Source organism: Candidatus Liberibacter asiaticus, assembly GCF_000590865.3.
GTDB classification, from domain to species: domain Bacteria; phylum Pseudomonadota; class Alphaproteobacteria; order Rhizobiales; family Rhizobiaceae; genus Liberibacter; species Liberibacter asiaticus.
This window is the reverse complement of record NZ_CP010804.2, coordinates 675,806-698,508: the sequence shown is the minus strand read 5'-3', so window position 1 is coordinate 698,508 and position 22,703 is coordinate 675,806. Positions and strand designations below refer to the sequence as shown.

The window sequence follows — 22,703 nt, the reverse complement described above, 5'->3', positions numbered from 1 at the left end:
AGGAGAAATGGTATTCATGAATCTCATCCAAGCGATTCGCAAAATTTTAGTACCCATTCACTTTCATGGTTGGCCTTTTATAGTATCTTTTGCTGCATTTACAATAATTATAGGGATGTGGTCCTACGGCTTGTTATGGTTTGGAGCTATCCTCACTGTTTGGTGTGCTTATTTTTTTCGAGATCCGGAAAGAGTTACACCTATAGATCCCAATTTATTGATTAGCCCTGCTGATGGACTCGTATCTGCGATATGTGAAATGTCTCCACCACCAGAGCTAGAACTAGAAAATGAAGTTATGTTACGCCTTTCTATCTTCATGAATATTTTCGATTGTCATGTGAATCGAATGCCTATTGGTGGTGAAGTTATCAAGAGTGTTCACCGTAACGGACAGTTTATGAATGCTGCTCTAGATAAGGCAAGCGAACAAAATGAAAGACAAAGTTTAGTACTTAAAACAATTCACGGAAACATTGGTATCGTGCAAATTGCAGGATTTGTAGCTCGTAGAATCGTTTGCTGGGTTAAACCAACTATGAAAGTTGAAGCAGGGATGCGTTTTGGCATAATCCGATTTGGATCAAGAGTAGATCTTTTCTTGCCTAAAGACGCTAATATACGCGTTGAAATCGGTCAAAAAACTGTAGCTGGTGAAACTGTCATTGCTGAATTTAATTCAACCAAGCCTCCTCTATTAGTATGTCGCACTTGATGGGAAATACTTTGCAATGTAAGGAAATTCCCCGTGGAAAAAAAAAAATATAATGTTCTTCCAGATGATTTTGTTGTCCCATCTGATCAAGATGAGGCACGGTATTCTTTTTATAAGGGTAAGAGATGGAGTTTACAGGAAAAAGAAATTCCACCTTTCAAGTTTTTATTTCCTAACTTAGTAACAATCCTAGCAATATGTGCGGGATTTAGCGGAATCGGATCAGCTATCGAAGGAAATTATGAAACAGCGGTATGTATGGTACTCGTTGCTGCTTTTCTTGATGGGATTGATGGACGTATTGCTCGCTTTATGGAAGCAACTTCAAAATTCGGTGCACAGCTGGATTCGCTTGCCGATGTTATTAATTTTGGCGTTGCCCCTTCTTTAGTAACCTATATTGCTGTTTTACGACAAGCTCATGCTTTTGGGTGGAGCATAGCTCTTATGTATACAATTGCGATTAGTTTGCGTTTAGCACGCTTCAATATCATGAATGACTGCGATGAAAAAGACAATTGGAAAAGTGAGTATTTTGTTGGCGTGCCAGCTCCACTCGGAGCAATATTATTGATGCTACCACTGTATATAAATTTTTTGGGATTCAAAATCAGTGTAATATATGGATATGGCTCAACGATTTATGCCATGATCATTAGCTTTTTGTTATGTTCGCGATTACCAGTTTGGTCTGGAAAAAAAATCCATAGAAAATTTGTGTTACCCATTGTTCTTTGCTCTGTGGCCTATATTGCATTCATGATACACTTCTTATGGGAAATGATCATTTTCAGCACATTGTGTTATATTATGTTGCTACCCATTTCATTCTACTGTTGGAAAAAACGTTATGGCATAAAACCAGAGCAGAAAAAACATAAAGATTATATCAAGTAATGAGCGAATATTGCATCTAAAAAAATGCTTAACGTCGTGGATCTTCATTATTTAGAGGAATAAATATTTTTAATCATCCATTTTATCTGTTTTTATATAGAGTTATAGCGAAATACTTTCCAAATATAATCTGCAAATGAAAAACCTATAAATGATGTGGATAGTATTCAAAATTTTTTATACATTGGGAAAACCATCTAGACCTTATAGTATAAAGAATTTAAAAAAATAAGATGATGATCTATTGCAGGTAATAGAATAATTGCATGCTATTATATGAAAAACGGGTAAGGGGAAAGTTTGCGCTATTTTTGGTATGGCCTTTTCGTATGTTTAATTTTTTTTATCATGGGGTTCATCTCATTTATACGATATGTTAAACAAATGCACATACCTGATCATCCTTCTGTCAGCGCTATCGTTGTGCTAACAGGAGAACCGATTCGGATAGAAAGGGCATTTGAATTGCTTGAAAATCAAATAGGAGAAAAAATTTTTATATCAGGAGTCCACCATTCTGTTAGCAAAGACATTCTACTTCAAAAAATCCCTATACGACAAGATTTAGCGGAATGTTGCATCGACATAGGATATAAAGCTCTTAATACAGAAGGTAATGCTCAAGAGGCATCCGCTTGGGCTGAAAAAAATAATTTTCATCATGTTCTCATTGTTACTCATGACTATCACATGCCCAGAACATTCCTTGAATTACAAAGAATAAATAGCACCGTACAGTTTATCCCGTATCCTATAATCAGTCATGATTTGGAAGAGAATAGTTCAATCTTCAAGATAAAAATATTAAGGGTATTGCTTATCGAATATCTAAAGATACTGCTATTATCCATACAATTATCCCTATCCACACAAACTGCATCACAATTTTTTATAACATTAATTGAAGAAATAACTGTAAAATAGGTTATATGATCATGATTTTTATTCGATCTTTAATTTTCAATATATTTTTTTTCATCCATATCTTTATAGTATCGATGATTGTCCTGTTGCTATGTTGCTTTATCACGCGAAAACAATGCCTGTACATTGCCAAAAAATGGGCACATGTAAACCAACTATTGTTGAAATATATTACAAAAACAACTGTTCAAATAGAAGGAGTAGATAATATTCCGAGTACAGGATGTATCATAGCAATTAAACACCAATCATCTTGGGATACATTTTACTTTTTAACCTGTATCCAAGACCCTATCTTTATATTAAAACACACTGTTTTTTACATACCAATCATAGGATTTTACTGTTTCAAGCAAGGCATGATTGGCGTTAAGCGCAATTCTAAAAATCTTGATATGAAAAGTATTATCAATCGCGCTAAAAAAGCAGTTATGGACAATCGTCAACTGATCATTTATCCTGAAGGAACACGTCGTTCTCCCGGTGATATGCCTATCTACAAAAAAGGTATTGCACATATATATGAATCTCTTTCAGTTCCAGTTATCCCGATTGTCGTACATGCTGGGTTGTTTTGGCCACGTAAGAAATTTATGCGTTATCCAGGAAATTTTAAAGTGCGAGTTTTGAAACCAATACCTGCTGGCATACCAAGAAAAATTTTTTTTGCAGAACTGCAAGAAAAAATGGAACACGCGAGCAATAATCTTTTGCTTGAGACTATTCGTGACAATCCTCAATTATATATTCCAGCATCTACAAAAAAAGCTTTACAACACTTACGACAAATACAGAATAATTCGTGATTTCTTAATGTAAAAAAAATATTACCATATTATACAGAAAAAATATTCTTAGATTTTTCAAAAAAGCATTAAATTCCATTCAAAGTCATTTTCTACAGCCAACATAGATAAATCCCCTGCTCTTTTGGGGAGAAAACCACAAAAATTAAAACCATACATCTGAATTTCGTCCCTTAAACGATTGTCTCAGCAATTTGTATTCAACCTTCAATAAAAAAAGAAAGTTTTAATAGTTTCAATACACTGCTATTAATTGAAAACGTAATTAAGTGAGTAATAAAAATGAGAAGATGAAAGGAAATGCATAGTCCTTTTCATTAAATACTTCTAAAAGTAAATATTTGTTATGAGAAAAATATTCCCTTGAAGGTAGTAGAACTTAATTTACTGACTTATGTTGAGACAGTATGTGGCACTAGAATTGGAGAAGAAATATGCTTTTTTTTGGATTCTGTTATCGGAAGCCCTTGATATAAAATTTTTCTTGCTTCTATCACATAAATACCAGCAAACCCTGGTCCAAAAATATTACCAATTTTTTCAAAAACGGACCACAATTTCAGTATACATTTCTTATGCGTAGGCGGAAAAAAAAGAGATCTCGAAGTTATTGATAAAGTAAAATTAGCTTCTCGTAATAAAGATATCATCTGATACCAAGAGTAAGGCTGTCCTGAACCAAATGGGGTATGTTCCATACGCGCCCACATACCACGTTTATTGGGGACGACAACGATCATACGACCACCTGATGTGAGCACTCTCCATATTTCATGCAACATTAAAAAAGGATCTTCTGCAAATTCTAAATAGTGAACCATTAAAACACAATCAACCGAAGAATCTGCAAGGGGCAAATTCCCTTCAGATACCAAAGCGGTCGAAGAAAAATACTGATCTGGCCAATTAGTTGCTCCCTGTCCTGCCGGCATAAATGCTAAAGTACGTTCTACTTTCCCATGAAAACAGGAAAAGAAAGGAATGGCATACCCTAGTCCCAACAGACGACATCCTGTTACATCATCCCATGTAGTTGACAAGACCTTGGATATAGCATCTGTGGTACATTTGCCAAGAAACGAACTATAAAACTGTCGTAGTTCAACAATATCCACTCGCATTTACAATACTCTTTTTGATAGATCACCATATCAATAATTGTTTTTATATCAGTAATAAATCGTTATACAAGAAATATTTCAAAAGGAAAAAATATGACATCACTCAATATCGCTATATCCCTTTATCATGATAACTTTTGTATCCTCATTCATAATCACAAGTACCGATTAACAGCAGCTATTGATGCTCCTGATACATATATCATCTCAAAAATGCTCCGGGAAAAAGGATGGTTTCTAACACATATCTTCAACACACATCACCATATAGATCATACACGCGCCAATTTAAATCTCAAAAAATTTTTTAATTGCACAATATTCGGACCTCTCGAAGAATCTTCCAAAATTCCAGGGATAGATCATGGACTTTCTGATGGAGATACTTTTGACTTTGGATCACATCCAATAAAAATAATTGCAACTCCAGGACATACCATCGGCCATATTTGTTATCATTTTATGAATGATCATTTTCTTTGCGTCGGAGATACCTTGTTTTCGTTAGGATGTGGCAGAATATTTGAAGATAGTTATGCTGAAATGTTTGAATCATTAGAAAAGATAAAATCTTTTTCTGATAAAACTCATATTTATTTTGGACATGAATACACAGAAAACAACGCTTATTTCGCCTTGTCTTGCGATCCTCATAATCTAGAACTACAAAAATATTGTTCTAAAGTAAAATCTATGCGTTCTCAAAATCTTTATACCAATCCCAGTACGATATCTCTTGAAAAAAAAGTAAATCCTTTCTTACGAATAGAAAACACCTCCTTGCGCAAAAATCTGAATATGGAAAATGCAAGCAATCTTGCTGTTTTTACTGAACTACGCATTCGTAAAAATCAATCTAAATAAAAATTTTCTCACCTGAAAAATATCAATCTATTCTCTTTATGGTTTATGATACCACTATCCAATCCCATCATGAAAAATAGAAAACTATCCTGATGATTCCTCTTTAAGGAAAAATTACTTCTCCAATGCACAATCAATAGTTTTTTATTGTATTTTCGTTATTGAGAAGGTATTAAACATGTCAGAGTTAGGATATCATGAAATAGGACTAGCATTTTTTAAATTATAGATGTATGAAATGTGGAATTGTATAAGTCAATCTTGAGATTACGTCTGGTGGTGTGGTTGCTGTACTTGGCGTGTAAAAAGTAGTTTTATAAACCGCTAAATATAAAGACTGTTTCTTCCCTGTCCAAAGAAAAGGAGCAAAATTGTGTCGCGAGTCTGTGAATTAACTAAAAAAACCGTCATGTCAGGCAATAAAGTTAGTCATGCAAATAATAAAACTAGGCGCCGGTTTCTTCCAAATCTTTGCAGGATTACACTAATTTCAGATATTATGGAACAGAAGTATCAGTTACGTATTTCGAAATGCGCTTTGCGTTCTGTCGAACGCCAGGGTGGATTAGATCGTTTTCTCTCAAATTCTAAAAAAGAAAATCTCTCTGCCCGTATGCGTACTTTACGTAGTCAGATACTCAAAAAAATGTCTGAAAAATCTTCTTGAAGAATTTTGAATTTTACAGGCATATTTTTTTGTCAAGTCCTTTCTCTCATCCATTGAAAATTTTTTAGTCTCGCGAAATCAGTATGCCATAGGATTTCTCGCATTATCGAAGATCATATGGACACTCGCATTATCGAAGATCATATGGACAATTGCTTCCGCTTATCTTCTATTTATCTTCTGTGACTACTCATAGGATGGTCTATCGGATTAACAAAATCCAGACTTCTTTAATATCTTGTATGCTTGGATAACAGCTTGGAAACGTTCTTCCGACCCCCGATCTCCGCCATTTGCATCAGGATGATGTTTTTTTACTAAATCTTTATATCTTCCTCGTATCTCTTCAGGAGAAGAATCCGACAATAATCCTAGTATTTCAAATGCATTAAACTGCATAGAACCGACCCGGTGATCTGGTCTATCGGCGAAATGACCATAAGAACTTCTATGATCTTGAAAAAAAGAACTATTTGAAGGGTAACGTTCTGCATATAAATGAGCCGTCCAAGTAAAACGTTCCCCAGTCACCCCTTCTTTTTGATAACGTCCAACTTCATCGTCAGAAAGGCCTAAAAAATAATTATATCCCTTATTATATTTTTTGACATGATCAAGACAAAAAAGAAAGAATTGCTCTTCGGCGCCACTCCCTACTGGAGCACGATATTCCCCTATACACTGGCAATTATCCCATTGACAAATAGAAGACTTGGGGCTCGGAGCGTTCTTTTTTCTTTTTTTACGAGTTCGAATACGATCGAAATACTTTGAATCAAGTTTCATAACGGCTACTGTAACTGACTATACAAAACAAAAAAAAACAAACTATAATAATTATTACAGCTATCGCACCTACCATATAAGACGAATGGGAAACAAAATGCAAATTTGTCACACATCACTTATTAATAGAATAACAGAAAAAATCCGCATCGCATTATCTCCAGATGATTTACAAGTCATAAACGAAAGCCATCTTCACGTCGGACACCAACCTCAATTTAATGGACTCGGAGAAACACACATCCGCATAAAGATTGTATCCCCAACATTCACAGGAATAAGCAAAACCTTTAGACATAGAAAAATCTATGATTTACTACATAAAGAAATAAAAGAAGAACTACATGCACTGTCCATAGAAGCTTTTTCTCCTGACGAAAAACATACCCTTAAAAACCATTAAATCTCTTACCTTGCTGTTTTCTTTGCACGACTATCTAAGAGTCACTCTTCTCAATCCCTAGTACGAAAGGATATTTTTCCTTAATATGATAGGCGATATTATCCAAAAAGTCTTTCTTATAAACAGTAAACCCCCCAAAAAAAAACGCACATGACATCCAAGGATCACTACACTACGATCCTATCCTAGCTATCATTCTCAAACAATACAAGGAAAAACTCTTCAAAGATGATATCCCCACAAAGACAAAAATTATTTTTTCTTATCAATTTATTTTATTTAAAAAACAGATGTATCGATTATCGCACCTACTTTCATCTAATCTATCCCTCAAAAATATTTAAAATTCATCTTTTTAGATATCAAAAAACATATTCTCTATAAAGAAATAACCTTCTTACACAATTGACAAAGTCATCCGAATTCTACTATCAAATCTGCAATTGCGTGGAATAGTCAAATATATGAAAAAAGCAGATAGATTAATTAAAAGTGATTTGTAAACGTCTTGGCAATAGTAAAAAAGATAAAAGTAAAACACCAAGATATCATCGGCATCTTCTTGGAAATGATGAGCTCTGAGCGAGCATCTAGTATTAATACACTCTCTGCTTATAAAAGAGATTTGAAAGAGATGCAGAACTTCCTCAATAATAAAGAAATATCCCTATCAGCAGCCTCTACAAATCATCTTATTTCCTATCTAAACCATTTGTCCCAAAGAAAATTAGTAACCAGCTCTCAAAGAAGAAAAATATCTGTAATACGACAATTCTATAATTTTCTTTGTTATGAAGGATTGCGTAAAGACAATCCTTCCGACACTCTGGAACTGCCCAAAAAAAATCATATACTTCCTAAGACGTTACACAAAGACACCATAGCAAATCTTCTAGAACAAGCTAAAATAGAAGCAGAAAATCCTGCTCCCGGTCAGTGGAAACGGGTCCGTATATTTCTCTTGATAGAGCTATTGTATGCGACTGGTATGCGTGTAAGTGAATTAGTTACGCTCTCCGCTCATACTCTAAATTTGACAGAACGTACAATGATCATTCAGGGAAAAGGTAATAAAGAACGTCTTGTGATTCTTTCTCCTTCCGCCTTACATGCCCTACAGATGTACAAAAAAACTTGTTCTTCTATGAAAATGACAGGAAATGACTTGTGGTTGTTTCCATCGTCCACAAAGACAGGACATCTATCACGCCAAGTGTTTGCAAGAGACTTAAAAGCATTAGCTGCGCGTGCTGGTATACAAAAAAAGAATATTTCTCCCCATATAATACGCCATGCATTCGCAAGTCATCTTCTAGAAGGCGGAGCTGATCTACGCACCATACAAATACTTTTAGGTCATACAGACATATCAACAACACAAATATACACTCACCTGTTACCAGATAAGCTGCAAAAACTAGTTCAAGATTACCATCCTCTTGCTAAGAAGGAAAAGAAACATTACAATTGAACATCAATCAAATCGTTTTACAATAAGAGGCTTTAAATTATTTCTATGCGTCATTATCTTGATTTCGAAGAACCAATATCTGATCTAGAAGCAAAAATCCATGAACTCAAAAAACTATCTCGTGAGGATATCAATGAGGATTTCTCTGAGGAAATTCGCGAACTAGAGGCAATGGTTTGCAAGACTCTTTCTGAAATTTATTCAAAACTGACTCCTTGGCAGAAAACTCAGGTGTCCAGACATCCCAATAGACCCCATTATATTGATTATATCAATTCTCTTTTTACTCACTTTATATCTCTAGCAGGAGATCGCTTATTTGGAGACGACCCAGCAATGCAAATTGGTCTTGCTAGGTTTCATGGCCAGCCTGTCGCTATTATCGGACAAGAAAAAGGATCTGATACTAAATCGCGAATCAAACATAACTTTGGTAGTCCACGCCCAGAAGGATATCGTAAAGCGGTCCGTCTTATGGAAATGGCTGACCGATTTAAAATACCAGTTATATCATTCATAGATACTGCAGGAGCATATCCTGGAGTAGATGCAGAAGCACGTGGTCAAGGAGAAGCCATTGCTCGTGCTACTGAGATGTGCCTTAAATTGCAAGTACCAATCCTTTCCATCATTATTGGAGAAGGTGGATCTGGTGGAGCCATGGGAATTGCCGCTGCTAATTTTGTTTACATGTTAGAACATGCTATTTACAGCGTTATTTCTCCAGAAGGTGCCGCATCAATCCTTTGGAGAGATTCTTCTCGTGCAGCACAGGCAGCTATAGCTATGAAAATAATAGCAACTGATTTACAAGATTTATCTATAATTGATGGAATAATTCCAGAACCCATCGGAGGAGCCCATAGAAATCCCGCACAAACAATTTCTTCCGTCGGTGAAATAATAAGCCAATTTTTATCAGAAACATCAACGTATTCCGAAACAGAAATACGTGAACATCGACGTCAAAAATATTTAAACATCGGACGAAATTTATAAATTTTTATTAGTTATAACGTGTGCTTTTTAAAAAATTTCAAAGTGACCAATCGGTATAATATTTTATTATTTGCATTATTTATATTCCTCAATGGATGTCATCATTCACGATCATTGATTGACAAAGCGGAGCATCCTTTATCAGAGAATTTAATTATCTCTATGCAAAAGAAAAGAACCTCTCCTTTTCATCCTACTGTCATACGAATCTTTAAAAATGAAAACATTCTTGAAATATGGAAACGTAACGTGGATGCAGAATATGTGCTGTTGAAAGAATATAAAATATGCGCATGGTCAGGAACCTTCGGACCTAAAATAGAAACAGGAGATGAACAAGCTCCTGAAGGATTTTATTATATTGGATGGAATAATCTGAACCCTAATTCAAAATACTTCTTATCAATCAACATTGGATTCCCTAATGAATTTGATAAAGCACATAATCGAACAGGCGCCGATCTCATGATTCATGGAGAATGTGCTTCTGCAGGTTGTTATGCAATGAACAATAAACAAATGCAAGAAATATATGCTATTGTACGGGATTCACTCAGAGGAAACATGCAATCGCACATACAAATACAAGCATTTCCCTTCCGAATGACATCAAAAAATATGCAACTTTATCAAAACAATCCAAATTATTCATTCTGGAATATGCTTAAGCTAGGACATGACTATTTTGAAAAGAATCACCAAGAACCCTTTATACAAATAATTAATAAACAATATGTATTTTTTAAAGGACAGACGATATGACCGTGTGGCGATCTCGTTATTTATTATTGTTTATATACTACTAAAAGTCCAAACATTGCACTTGGACTTGCACTTGCCTCGTGATAAACTTTCAGAAGAGCTCAAAAGACAAGTATTTAACCTATGTTTTTATTTCCCTATTTACTCTCAAAAAGCTATACTATTTAATGATTATACAATATCTTGTGCATAAAAGAAGTATTCTCTGCTGCATTAAAGGTTTAGCTTTGATAATGTCACTATCCTTGAATGGATGTGTTATAAAATCGTAAAGGAATCAACGGTAGTTTATTAGCTAGGAGTAAGAACTATGGAAAGTATACGAAGCGTAGAAAAGAAAACTCAAGAGTTTGACGCCCTACTCCTCCATGAAAAAATGCAAGTTGCAATTGAATATCAAAATGAAGCTTGGGCAGAGGGTATGGCAGAGGGTATAGAACCAGAAATTATTGCTAATGCTGCTATTACCCAAGCAATTCGAGAAACAGTGCGAATCCATGGAGAAGAAAAAATGGAGTCATTACTCAAATCACTCATGTCTCGTATGTTAGCAGGAGAGTTTTCACCTGAGCGAGTTATTCAGTAAATGAGGCAATGATTATTCTCAAGCAAGAATGCTCACGCGAAACTATTAAGGCTTGTTAGGAATTTTTTTGGAAGAAGTATCTAAGCAAGTCAATTAGATCATATTTACTAGAATAGCGCAGTTGCAAGAAATCTAGGTTATAGTGATCGAAGATTTAAAAAATGCTCATAATAGTTAATGGGATCTTGTTTGAGAAAATAAATGTCATCTGTTTACCTATCTAATCAATCCTTTATCAAAGTATGCGGTAAATCCGCCATCCCTTTTTTACAAGCTATTATCACTGCCGATGTATTGACACTACCTTATAAAATCGCACGTGGTAGTGCAATTCTTACTCCCCAAGGAAAAATTTTACTTTATTTTCTAATAAGCAAAATTGAAGAAGATACTTTCATACTAGAAATAGATAGGAGCAAGCGTGATTCTTTGATAGATAAACTTCTTTTTTATAAATTGCGCTCAAATGTTATTATAGAAATTCAACCTATAAATGGAGTCGTACTATCTTGGAATCAAGAACATACCTTTAGTAATTCTTCTTTTATTGATGAAAGATTTTCAATAGCCGATGTATTACTGCATAGAACATGGGGACATAATGAAAAAATCGCATCTGATATAAAAACATATCATGAACTTAGAATTAATCATGGAATAGTTGATCCTAACACCGACTTTTTACCTTCTACAATATTCCCTCATGATGCCTTGATGGATCTCCTCAATGGGATTTCCTTGACGAAAGGTTGTTACATTGGACAAGAAGTTGTATCAAGAATACAACACCGTAATATAATCCGCAAACGCCCGATGATCATCACAGGGACGGATGATCTTCCTCCTAGTGGATCTCCTATCCTTACTGATGATATAGAAATTGGAACGTTGGGAGTCGTTGTAGGGAAAAAAGCTCTAGCGATAGCACGAATAGATAAAGTCGATCATGCTATAAAAAAAGGTATGGCACTAACAGTTCATGGAGTCAGAGTAAAAGCCTCTTTCCCTCATTGGTATAAATAAAATAACTGCTGTATAAAAATAAAAATTTCCTGATAGATGTTGGTCACGTCAAGAACTTAAATATTAGTTTTTATATTGAAATAAGAACTACACATGTCGATTATAAATTGATATTGAAGATAAGATAATTACAATTTATATTAGGGGGAGTGGATATTAATCATTGCGTGTTAAACTGACCCTGACATTAAAACCAAAAGTTGTTTTTTTGAATGTTATATTAAACGTTTCCTGTTAAAACATGTCGTTACGTGTGGTATGCTGATTATTCTGATTGATATGTGTTTGAGAAAAGTTTGAGAAAAGCTTGATAATGAGGAGTAAAATAGTGATTATTTTATTTTGCCCTGTGATTTTATTTTTAAAAAAGATTAAGTGCATAGTTTTTTTAATTCCATTGTTGCTATTTTCTAGTTGCCACTTAAATCCTCGCATATCCATCCCTGATCCTGAATCTCTTGAAAATATGAATCATGAACAGTTATTGGAAGTCACAAGTACAATAGGATTACAGTACCAATCTCACACTAAAAACAAGATGATAGGTATTGTATATGCAGATGTACTAAGGAGAGTAGGACGTACTGCTCAAGCACTTGCTGTCATGCGACAAGTTGCTATACTCTACCCAGAAGATCAGGAAGTACTTGCAGCGTATGGAAAATCTTTAGCAAATGCAGGATACCTAGATGAAGGACTGGATGCTATTAACCGCGCACAAAGACCAGATATACCTGATTGGCAACTAATATCTGCTAAAGGATCTGTCCTAGCACAAATGGGAAAACATTCGGAAGCACTCATCGAATATGAAAGAGCCTTAGAGTTGTCTCCCAATGAATCTTCTATTGTTTCTAATATTGCTATGTCCTACCTCCTCATGGGAGATCTAAAAACAGCAGAAGAAAAATTACGCTTTGCTTCCCAAATGATAGGAGCTGATAGCCGTATACGACAAAACTTAGCTCTAGTGGTTGGCTTACAGGGACGTATGAAAGAAGCTTATTCCATAGCATCACAAGAACTATCTCCTGAAGAAGCTACAAGGAACATAAAATATATCAAATCCATTCTTTCTCAAAGAGACCCTTGGAAAAAGATAGCTAAAGCTAGGAGTAATCATAATAAAAAAGAAAGAGCTTGATATTCACAGAAAAAGTGATCGAGCTATTCTTTGAAAAAAGATTTCAATTATATTTTCAATATTTAACAAATCACAATAATTATTCAATTTCTTGTAGATCAAAAACATATTTAGATTGTAGTTAAACTTCATCGCCTATTTTAAAAAAATCAAGTAACGATCTTTAATACAAGATTATATTCTAGAAAGCAGCGTAACACCTCATATTGAGGTGATCAGGTCATTGATATGAGTATTAAGGAAATATCTCTAAAAACAAGCCTACAAAACCTATAAGTATTCTCCATAAAGCAAATGGAGTATATCCCCTTTTTGCTATAACTTGGAATAAAGATCGTATAACAAGCAAACTTGTTATAAAAGAAGCCATAAAACCAATAATAATTTCTTTTCCTATATTATTGACTATGACATTGTAGTTCTTATAAAAATCTAGCACGCATGCACCAATAATTGTTGGAATTGCTATAAAGAAAGAAAATTCTGCAGCAGAACGTTTATCAGCCCCTAAAATAAGCGCACCAGTAATAGTAGCTCCTGAACGAGATGTACCAGGGATCATAGCAATACATTGAAAAAGACCTATTTTTATCGCTAAAGGTATAGGATAATTTTCAATATGGAAATACTTTGATTCAAATTTCAAACGATCAACTAGTAATAATATAAACCCCCCGATAATCAGAGTGATGTGTATAATTATCATTTCTTTAAATAGTATCGATTTAATAAAGTTATACGCAAAAAAACCACAAACTACCGTGGGGAAAAATCCAAGGAATAGAGTTATTGTGAAATGACGTGCAGCAGCGCTAAAGGGAAAAGAAACGAATATAGACAAAATTCTACCAAAATACACATACAATAATGCAGAAACAGCCCCTAATTGAACTAAAACAATAAAACTAGAACCTAAATCGGCGCCTAACAAACGACTGACGAGCAATAAGTGAGCCGTTGAAGAAACAGGAATAAACTCTGTGACCCCTTCTACTACTCCTAAAATAAGCGCGATAATTATAGAATATCTCAACATCATATCTCATAATATTTTTTACTTGATTATTTACCTGTATCTTGCATCCATCGTCTCTACATAATACAATAAAGTAGCGAGATTCAACTCCATCTTAATTGATATCCCCCTCCAGTGAATCCTTAAGGTACAATGTCTATACTTTATCATTATCCCCTCTCATCTAGTTCACGCTTCATACGGTTAATTCTTAGTGAATATGAGTTTACAACTGATATGATAGAAGAATTTCCTTGGGGGAAACGCCGTGAATTTTTAGAACTCAACCCATCTGGTACACTTCCTGTGTATATAGATGAACATATGCAAGCGTTATGTGGAGTTTTCGTTATTTCTGAATATCTTGATGAAACATATGGTGCTATCGCTCAAAAGAATCGCCTTCTTTCTACTGATCCATTACAACGAGCGGAAACTCGCAGGATGATAGAATGGTTCATGTATCAAATGGAACAAGATGTCACAAGACCTTTGGCTCATGAACGTGTTTATAAATTGCACATGACTACTGAACAAGGTGGAGGATCTCCTGATTCTAAAGTACTGCGTATAGCACGTAATAATATGCGGGAACATATAAAATATATTACATGGCTAATCAAATCACGTTCATGGATTGCTGGTCATCACATGAGTTACGCTGATTTTGCAGCTTCTGCAACTATTTCAATACTTGATTATCTAGGAGAAATAGACTGGGATACCGCCCCTATTGTCAAAGAATGGTACCAGCGCATGAAATCCCGTCCCTCGTTTCGTCCCCTGCTATCAGAACGCATAAGAGGACTGTTACCTGTATCTCATTATACTAATCTTGACTTCTAAGCATGATGCATTATTGGACATATAAGAAATAGAATTTTTCATATTGCTTATTAAAACTTATATTTGAGGATTTACAGATGCATCTGATGATATTCGGCGCCGGTTATACTGGAAAATTTATCGCAGATGCAGCGTTAAAAGTAGGGGTATACACATGCGGAACTACACGATCTGTATCTAACTTACTAACATTAAAGCACAAAGGAATATCACCTTTTTTGTTTGCTGATCAAAAAATAAACAATCTACTACGGGAAAAGCTATATTTTACTACGCACATCGTACAGTGCATTAAACCAAGCTCTGAAGGAGATCCATGCATCATATCCATGAGTAAAGATTTTTACAAATTCATGCCTCACGTCAAGTGGATTGGATATCTTTCTAGTACTAGTATCTATGGAAATCGTGAAGGTCAATGGGTTGATGAACATTCTTTCGTACATCCAATTTCTTGTGTTGCTACTCAACGATTTAATGCAGAAAAAGAGTGGCTTGCAATAACGAAAAAACTTAATATTAAACTAGCTGTATTGCGATTATCTGGAATTTACGGACCTAAACGCAACCCTTTTATAAAAATAAGGCAAAAGAATTCACTAAGATTAGTAAAAAAAAATCAAGTATTTAATAGAATTCGCGTAGAAGACGTGGCACGATGTGTAATCTTTCTGATGACACATCATCTTGGAGGAATTTTTAATCTCAGTGATGACGAACCCGCTCCTCCACAAAATGTAATAATGGAAGCCGCCTCTCTCATGAAAATAACCCCTCCATTAGAACAATGTTTTGATACAGCTAATATATCACCTTTCACAAGATTTTTTTATGCAGATAATAAAAGAATATCAAATGCAAAAATCAAGTCACTTGGATTTCAATTGCTCTATCCTAATTATCGTATATCACTCAAACAATTATGGAAAGAAATCGAAAACTTATAAAGACATACTCTCCGTTTTGCTAATGATGAGTCACACTATAATATGATGCTAACAACTGCCCATTATTTATCGAGACAACGTACTCTTTACCGACTAATCGAATCACATAGAAAATTGCCTATGCTTTTAAAAGAAATTACTGATAAAATTTACATACTACTAAAATTTTTATTGTGGATTATCAAAACTAAAAAGCTCACTCTGTTCATCATAGGAAAAAAGTTCTGCATATCTCCCCCAAGACACAACAGTATCAATGGTTTCTTGTGCATATTCTTCAGACATATAATCTTCAAGCTCATTCCGAAACCGTGCAGCAGGCGCACTATGCAATCTACGCTCATCAAGAACACGTCGGATAAGATTGACCAAAGGAACATGTTGCAAAAGCTGTTTTGCAAAAAGTTTTTTACGAGAATCCGTATCAAGATTTGCGAATCTTATCCCTGATTCTGTAAGTGTAATATCCCCTCCACTCAGATTCACTAACTGTAATAATTGAAGAGATTCTCCAATATGAAAAAGCCTATCTGCTTCAAGCTGCAAACTGTTAGCCAAATCTGGCAGATCAGCTTTACCATTATATGGAGGAGCCATAACAGCTTCAATAAGCCCCGATAATAAATTGGTTGAAACATGTCTCAAAAAAATTCCTATACCTGAACCTGGAGCATTTTCCAAAGGATTCAGACGTTTCTCTTCCTTTTTAGTCATGAGAGCATATATTTTCTCAACAATTTGCCGGAACTCAGGAGAAAGACGATTACGCGGATGCGGAATAGAAATCAAAACTTCTTCTGCTATGCGACCAGGATTAGACGAGAAAACTAATACACGATCACACATTAACACAGCTTCTTCTATGTTATGCGTTACCATCAACATAGATTCAATAGGAAGTCGACCTTCAATCCAGAGGTCTATAAGATCAGTACGCAAATTTTCAGCGGTCAAAACATCTAAGGCAGAAAATGGCTCATCCATTAGTAGCAAACTAGGAAATACAACAAAAGCACGTGCAAAACCAACACGCTGTAGCATACCGCCTGAAATTTCTGTTGTATGAGCTGATTCGAAACCATCCAATCCAATGAGATCTATCGCTGATAATGCTCTTTTACGGCGTTCTTCCTTATCTATCCCTTTTGCTTTTAAACCTAATTCAACATTTTCCAGTACAGTCAGCCATGGAAACAATGCAAAGGTTTGAAATACTACACTAATATCTTTCGGAGGATCTTTAATTTTTTTCCCTTTAAAAAGGACCTGACCTGAAGATGGAGAAACTAATCCTGCAATAATACGTAACAAAGTTGATTTTCCAGAACCAGATCGTCCTAATAATCCAACAATCTCACCTGAAGAAACATTAAAATTAACTTTATCTAATACGAGTAAATTACCAGATATTTTCTTAAGAGAAAAACTTTGACAAATATCTTGGATTTCTAAAAGACGATTATCCTTAATAGCAATATTCGCCATATTCAACTCCGAAATTATAAATATTAAATTATAGACGCAGGCAACGTGTACCATACAGATAAAGAGGATGCCATAAGAAACGATTCAATGCTAAAACAAAACAACACATGATCAAAACACCTAGAACAACTTCTGGGAAACTTCCTTTTTCCGTAGATTCTGCAATATAAGCACCTAAACCTGTTGTCCTGAGATGAATATGACCCCAGCTAGCTACTTCAGATACAATACTAGCATTCCAAGCTCCCCCACACGCTGTAATAGCACCTGTCACATAATAAGGGAAAATTCCTGGAAGAATAATATATCTCCACCAACGCCAACCAGTAATGTGAAAACTACTCGCAACTTCCTTGAAATCATTAGGAAAAGCACTAGCCCCAGCAATAACATTAAACAGAATATACCATTGGGTTCCGAATATCATTAACAATGACAACCATAGATTAGGATTAAGGTGATAATAGGAAACACAAGAGACCACAAGAGGAAAAAAAACATTGGCGGGGAAAGCAGCTAAAAGTTGAGCAAAAGGTTGTATTTTACTACTAATATGCGGGCGAAAACCAATCCAGATACCAACAGGAATCCAAATAATGGATGCAATAATAATTAAAACAACCACGCGAAACATCGTAATACATCCAAGCCATATCACATACAGAACATCTTGATAAGTAAAGTGATTGACAATATATCCGATAGATTGCCAAGCTATCCCAATAGCAACACCACATACTACGCAAAACCAGAAGATGTCTAGCATATATGATACTCTTTGATTAGAACAAAGTTGGAGAAAATTTTCTGGAAAATGAAATCGTATTACTCCGAGTGTCCTGCATAATTTTTTCACATTATTAGATAATGGCGAAAAAAAATTCCAAGAACTATACCCTATAAAACGCAAAAAATTTGTTTTGCGAAATAAGTATAAGACCCACGAATCAGCAGGATATATCCCCGTTGTCCTTTCAAGGCGAAACTTATTTGACCATACAATCATAGGGCGGAATAATAACTGATCGTAGAGAAAAATGACTCCTAGCATTGTTAACATCGCATATAATATTGCTAATAAGTCTTGTTCTTTAATTGCCAATGCTATATACGATCCAATACCTGGAAGAGGTATGACAGTATCACCTACCACAATCATTTCAGAGGCTACGACAAAAAACCACCCCCCTGACATTGACATCATCATGTTCCATACTAATCCTGGCATGCTGAATGGAACACCTAAATACCAAAATTTTTGCCAACCAGAAAGCCTAAAACTACGAGATACCTCTTCTAAATCCCTTGGAATATTACACAAAGATTGATACATACTAAAAGTCATATTCCATACTTGACTGGTAAAAATAGCAAAAATAGCCGCTAATTCAGCGCCTATAACTTTTCCAGGATATAAATTCATAAAATAAACAACTGTAAATGTTAAAAATCCGAGTATAGGAATAGACTGCATAATATCTAAAATAGGAACAAGGACCATTCCTAAGCGACGACTCTTAGCTGCAAGAGTAGCATAAACAAATGTAAACAACAAAGAAATGACCATTGCACTTAGCATACGCAAAGTCGTACGGGACGCGTACTGTGGCAAGGAATGCACATCAAGTGTAATAGGAACAATATCCACAATATCACGTGGCACTGTTGTTTCCTGTATACCATGCAGAAGAATATTGATTATCCCAATAACCAATACAAATGCTAAAAGATCAAATATATTAGGGAAGATCCTACGAGAAATAAACGGTGGTAAGATATTGTATAAAAAAATTGTTCTTCTCCCGACTATATATCAGTTACATCCCTCAAACGTGATAACCAAGAATCTGCCAAGATCAACAGTTCATTGAGCAGAAAAACAAAATTTTAGCATTGTATGCAATATCAAAAAACCGTCATAGACAAATGACACGATCGCGACAGCCACTTGTTTTGACCTAAAAAATTAAAAACCAAGCCGTTTATTATCTTATACGAAAAAATAACTTGATGAAATTATAAAGGGAAACCGGGCTTAAAGCCCGGTTTAAACACCAAAATCAGTAGAAATATTAAAACTTCATTCCTACACCCAAAGAGATGGTATTATAGAAACCTTCAACTTTACTATATTTGCTTGCACGGTACTCTAAACGAGCTACGAGACTTTCGGATAATCCTCCGACTTCAACACCGACACCTGCAGTTCCACCTATAGCAATAGGAGTTATCTCGCCTGCTTTGCCAGTCTCATATTTTTGAGCTACATCTGGACCAACAGTAGCGTACAACAGGAGCGAATCAGAAACTTCATATCCTCCACGGATACGCAAAGAGCCTCCAATACCATGAAGAGAATGTATATTATCTGCTAGAACAGGGACAGTATAGCGAACATCTCCCTCAACACCATACATTATGCAAGAATCTTCGACGTTATATCCAGCGAAAATAGATCCCCCAGCATTATGATGGGCTTCTTCGCCAAACGACCCATTATACAATGCACTCAGACCTGCATACGGACCGTTAAAGTCGTGGCGAATCGGAACATATCGATTAGTAGCAATGGTTGGAACTACTCCACGACCACCATGATGAGCACGACGCACAGGATCAGCTGCTTGAGCAGAACAGAAAGAGGCGAGTGCCAAACTAGAAACCCCAACAGCTAAAAAAAGTTTTTGCATTACATTTCTCCCTTAAAACGCACATCCCCGAAAGGAGGCGATACACTTAATAACGCCCCGAAAAACCGAGACCTTAACAAATTCCTCAATCACTTCCAATACAAAAAAGATGGAAGCTACGAAGAATCACGCACCAAAACGACTACACAATAAGAACTAAAAACGCTTTTCCCCAGTATTATCACAAATACCAAAAAAATTGCAAAGAAGCAATCACACCTTTGCAAAAAAAATCGCTTCTAATCAATAGACCCCCATGATAACTGAAATAGGCTATTAAGTTACTATCGTCTTATCGTATATCACTCCTCTTCACTATTGTATAGTAATCCCTATCGAAATATTGTAAAGATGTAAAGATGTAAAGATGTAAATTCCCAAAATATAATTCACAATTTTCAAAATAAGCTATAAATTACAAATTATTAAGTTATGCGATAAATACTACAGGCTAAACATAGTACAAATCTATAGAAAAATTGTCATAAATTTATTATGCAATTGAGCCTTGATCCTTTAATAGTGAAAAAGGATATTTTTTCCATATTCAAAAATAAAAAAAGCGTCTGATCAACATGAGTCACCATATTTTTAACAAAAAAAAAGGCATAGACATCATACGAATGTCTAGCGAACAAATGCCAGAATGTCCTGGAGTCTATCAGATGCTAGATATTGCAGGAAGAGTATTATATGTAGGAAAAGCCTATAATCTTCAAAAACGAATTAAAAGTTATATGCACTCAAACAATCATACGCATCGCATCACGCACATGATCAGTCAGATAAATAATATACGGTTTACTGTTACTTGTACAGAAGTCGAGGCTCTTCTCCTAGAAGCCAACATGATCAAACGCTTAAAGCCTCGTTTTAACATATTATTACGCGATGATAAATCTTTTCCCTATATTCTCATCACAGATAAACATAAAATCCCAGCCCTTTATAAACACCGAGACTCCTCTACAATCCAAGGAAGTTATTTCGGTCCCTTTGCATCTGTCGATGCGGTAGAAAAAACCATTAATTCTCTCCAACGCACCTTCTTTCTTCGCAGTTGTGCTGATAGCGTATTTAGACACAGAACACGACCATGTCTTCTTTTCCAAATTAAACGCTGTTCTGGACCATGTACAGGAGAAATAAGCTCAGAAAAATATATGGAATTCGTCCATGAAGCTAAGAAGTTTCTTTCTGGAGGTAATCATAATCTAAAAGAAAAAATCGCCCGTAACATGAATCAGGCAACACTCAAAGAGGATTATGAATCAGCAATTATACATCGTGATCGGCTAGCAGCGCTGTCTCATATTCAAAATCATAATGACTCAATCTACAACAGGATGGATTGTTTCTCACTTTATCACAATAAAAATCTTGCTTGTATACAAACTTGCTTTTTTCACTTCGGACAAAATCGAGGTACCTGCACTTTTTTTTTAAAAACAGATTCTGAATCAACCAACGCACAGATTCTAAGCTATTTTCTCAGACAATTTTACACAGATAAACCTTGTCCAGAAAATATTTTGTTATCAGAAGAAGCAGAAGAAACTTCTTTACTAGAAATATCTTTTTTTAAACAATACGGATATAAAGTAAAAATTACGGTTCCCAAACAAGGCGAAAAAAGAAAAATTATTGAACAAGCCTTGATCAATGCACACAGATCTCATACACAAAAACTTTCTACCGAGATATCTCATCAAATGATCCTGAAAGATTTTACAAAAAAATTTGCATTACCACACATCCCTAAACGCATTGAAATATATGATAATTCTCATATTATGGGTTGCAGTGCCGTTGGATGTATGGTTGTAGTTGGAGAAAATGGCTTTGTAAAAAATCAATACAGAAAATTTAATTTGCATCCAAATGATGTTAAAACACAAGATGATTGCGCCATGATGCGGATGGTATTAGAAAGGAGATTTTCTCAATTGATTAAAAATGAAGAAAATTTAAATTTTCATCCTAAAAAACAGGAATATTCCTTTCCTTCTTGGCCAGATGTAGTTATTCTTGATGGGGGTAAAGGACAATTATCCGCCGCACAGGGCGTGTTAAAAAAATTAAATGTTGAAAATCGTATTACAATTATAAGCATTGCTAAAGGGCCTAAACGCAGCGCTGGAATGGAAAAGTTTTTTGTAAAAAAAGGAGAGGCACTTGTGTTAAATATGCGTGATCCTATTCTGTATTTTATTCAACGACTTCGCGATGAAGCCCACCGTTTTGCTATCACTACTCATCGAAAACGTCGCAAAAAGGCTGCATATAGTCCACTTGATGAAATTAACGGTATCGGCCCCTTGCGTAAACGTTTACTTTTGCAATCGTTCGGGACAGTTAAAATGATATCCCGATCTTCTCCTGAAACACTGGCATCAATAGAAGGAATTTCAAAAAAAATAGCTTGTAAAATTTATAATCATTTCCACAAAAACACTTCTCACACACCCACATAACTTTGAATTTTTCTCGTATGTTAAGGTATTTTGTGCAATGCCTTTGTTCGTTCGCAACTTCTATCAGGTTTCCTTAGA

The 22,703-nt window shown here is 35.2% G+C and carries 22 protein-coding genes; 16 read left to right on the top strand and 6 right to left on the bottom strand.

Annotated features, from left to right (window positions below):
• Positions 1 to 16: 16 nt before the first annotated feature.
• From CD16_RS03155 to CD16_RS03140, 4 genes are all read left to right on the top strand, one after another.
• Positions 17 to 715 carry a phosphatidylserine decarboxylase gene (locus CD16_RS03155; protein ID WP_015452582.1) on the top strand — a complete coding sequence of 233 codons (699 nt, stop codon included), beginning with the start codon at positions 17 to 19 and terminating at the stop codon, positions 713 to 715.
• Between the two features lie 33 nt (positions 716 to 748).
• Positions 749 to 1,612 carry a CDP-alcohol phosphatidyltransferase family protein gene (locus tag CD16_RS03150; protein WP_015452581.1) on the top strand — a complete coding sequence of 288 codons (864 nt, stop codon included), beginning with the start codon at positions 749 to 751 and terminating at the stop codon, positions 1,610 to 1,612.
• A gap of 384 nt (positions 1,613 to 1,996) precedes the next feature.
• Positions 1,997 to 2,536, top strand: coding sequence for a YdcF family protein (locus tag CD16_RS03145; protein ID WP_236301241.1), 540 nt, complete (start codon positions 1,997 to 1,999; stop codon positions 2,534 to 2,536).
• A gap of 161 nt (positions 2,537 to 2,697) precedes the next feature.
• Positions 2,698 to 3,342 (top strand): lysophospholipid acyltransferase family protein, encoded by a 645-nt coding sequence (locus tag CD16_RS03140; protein ID WP_236301240.1) that lies wholly within the window; start codon positions 2,698 to 2,700, stop codon positions 3,340 to 3,342.
• 392 nt (positions 3,343 to 3,734) lie between these two features.
• Here the strand turns inward: CD16_RS03140 and CD16_RS03135 are convergent, their stop codons facing one another.
• Entirely contained in the window at positions 3,735 to 4,463 is a 729-nt protein-coding gene (locus CD16_RS03135) for a class I SAM-dependent methyltransferase (protein WP_015452577.1), read from the bottom strand.
• Between the two features lie 93 nt (positions 4,464 to 4,556).
• On the opposite strand from CD16_RS03135, the gene gloB reads away from it, so the two are divergent.
• Positions 4,557 to 5,327: a hydroxyacylglutathione hydrolase gene (gloB, locus tag CD16_RS03130; protein WP_015452576.1), complete on the top strand. Its 771-nt coding sequence runs from the start codon at positions 4,557 to 4,559 to the stop codon at positions 5,325 to 5,327.
• 373 nt (positions 5,328 to 5,700) lie between these two features.
• Positions 5,701 to 5,994 (top strand): 50S ribosomal protein L28, encoded by a 294-nt coding sequence (gene rpmB, locus CD16_RS03125; RefSeq protein WP_015452575.1) that lies wholly within the window; start codon positions 5,701 to 5,703, stop codon positions 5,992 to 5,994.
• Between the two features lie 210 nt (positions 5,995 to 6,204).
• On the opposite strand, the gene CD16_RS03120 is transcribed toward rpmB, so the two are convergent.
• Positions 6,205 to 6,780, bottom strand: a complete 576-nt coding sequence (locus tag CD16_RS03120) for a J domain-containing protein (RefSeq protein WP_015452574.1) — start codon at positions 6,778 to 6,780, stop codon at positions 6,205 to 6,207.
• A 97-nt stretch (positions 6,781 to 6,877) separates the two neighbouring features.
• Here CD16_RS03120 and CD16_RS03115 point away from each other — a divergent pair, with 97 nt between their 5' ends.
• The 7 genes from CD16_RS03115 (at position 6,878) to CD16_RS03085 (ending at position 13,168) form a co-directional block, all read left to right on the top strand.
• The gene (locus CD16_RS03115; protein WP_015452573.1) at positions 6,878 to 7,183 is read left to right on the top strand and encodes a BolA family protein; all 306 of its coding nucleotides are present in this window, start codon (positions 6,878 to 6,880) and stop codon (positions 7,181 to 7,183) included.
• A 568-nt stretch (positions 7,184 to 7,751) separates the two neighbouring features.
• Positions 7,752 to 8,654 (top strand): tyrosine recombinase, encoded by a 903-nt coding sequence (locus CD16_RS03110; protein ID WP_015452572.1) that lies wholly within the window; start codon positions 7,752 to 7,754, stop codon positions 8,652 to 8,654.
• A gap of 45 nt (positions 8,655 to 8,699) precedes the next feature.
• The gene (locus CD16_RS03105; RefSeq protein ID WP_015452571.1) at positions 8,700 to 9,653 is read left to right on the top strand and encodes an acetyl-CoA carboxylase carboxyltransferase subunit alpha; all 954 of its coding nucleotides are present in this window, start codon (positions 8,700 to 8,702) and stop codon (positions 9,651 to 9,653) included.
• A 42-nt stretch (positions 9,654 to 9,695) separates the two neighbouring features.
• A complete protein-coding gene (locus CD16_RS03100) occupies positions 9,696 to 10,415 on the top strand; it encodes a L,D-transpeptidase family protein (protein ID WP_015452570.1) in 720 nt (239 codons plus the stop codon).
• Between the two features lie 310 nt (positions 10,416 to 10,725).
• Entirely contained in the window at positions 10,726 to 11,001 is a 276-nt protein-coding gene (locus tag CD16_RS03095; protein ID WP_015452569.1) for a hypothetical protein, read from the top strand.
• Positions 11,002 to 11,202: 201 nt separating this feature from the next.
• Entirely contained in the window at positions 11,203 to 12,024 is an 822-nt protein-coding gene (ygfZ, locus tag CD16_RS03090) for a CAF17-like 4Fe-4S cluster assembly/insertion protein YgfZ (protein ID WP_015452568.1), read from the top strand.
• Between the two features lie 328 nt (positions 12,025 to 12,352).
• Positions 12,353 to 13,168, top strand: coding sequence for a tetratricopeptide repeat protein (locus CD16_RS03085; protein WP_015452567.1), 816 nt, complete (start codon positions 12,353 to 12,355; stop codon positions 13,166 to 13,168).
• Between the two features lie 235 nt (positions 13,169 to 13,403).
• On the opposite strand, the gene CD16_RS03080 is transcribed toward CD16_RS03085, so the two are convergent.
• On the bottom strand, positions 13,404 to 14,204 hold the full coding sequence (locus CD16_RS03080; RefSeq protein ID WP_015452566.1) for an undecaprenyl-diphosphate phosphatase: 801 nt from the start codon (positions 14,202 to 14,204) through the stop codon (positions 13,404 to 13,406).
• Positions 14,205 to 14,336: 132 nt separating this feature from the next.
• Here CD16_RS03080 and CD16_RS03075 point away from each other — a divergent pair, with 132 nt between their 5' ends.
• Complete coding sequence (locus tag CD16_RS03075) at positions 14,337 to 15,029, top strand: glutathione S-transferase family protein (RefSeq protein WP_015452565.1); 693 nt, start codon at positions 14,337 to 14,339, stop codon at positions 15,027 to 15,029.
• A gap of 77 nt (positions 15,030 to 15,106) precedes the next feature.
• Positions 15,107 to 15,976: an NAD-dependent epimerase/dehydratase family protein gene (locus CD16_RS03070; RefSeq protein ID WP_015452564.1), complete on the top strand. Its 870-nt coding sequence runs from the start codon at positions 15,107 to 15,109 to the stop codon at positions 15,974 to 15,976.
• Between the two features lie 168 nt (positions 15,977 to 16,144).
• On the opposite strand, the gene CD16_RS03065 is transcribed toward CD16_RS03070, so the two are convergent.
• From CD16_RS03065 to CD16_RS03055, 3 genes are all read right to left on the bottom strand, one after another.
• Positions 16,145 to 17,461, bottom strand: a complete 1,317-nt coding sequence (locus tag CD16_RS03065; protein ID WP_015452563.1) for an ABC transporter ATP-binding protein — start codon at positions 17,459 to 17,461, stop codon at positions 16,145 to 16,147.
• Positions 17,462 to 17,489: 28 nt separating this feature from the next.
• On the bottom strand, positions 17,490 to 19,253 hold the full coding sequence (locus CD16_RS03060) for an ABC transporter permease (protein ID WP_015824909.1): 1,764 nt from the start codon (positions 19,251 to 19,253) through the stop codon (positions 17,490 to 17,492).
• 280 nt (positions 19,254 to 19,533) lie between these two features.
• Positions 19,534 to 20,151, bottom strand: coding sequence for an outer membrane protein (locus CD16_RS03055; RefSeq protein ID WP_015452561.1), 618 nt, complete (start codon positions 20,149 to 20,151; stop codon positions 19,534 to 19,536).
• A 575-nt stretch (positions 20,152 to 20,726) separates the two neighbouring features.
• Here CD16_RS03055 and uvrC point away from each other — a divergent pair.
• Positions 20,727 to 22,625 carry an excinuclease ABC subunit UvrC gene (uvrC, locus tag CD16_RS03050; RefSeq protein ID WP_015452560.1) on the top strand — a complete coding sequence of 633 codons (1,899 nt, stop codon included), beginning with the start codon at positions 20,727 to 20,729 and terminating at the stop codon, positions 22,623 to 22,625.
• The last annotated feature ends 78 nt before the right edge of the window (positions 22,626 to 22,703 follow it).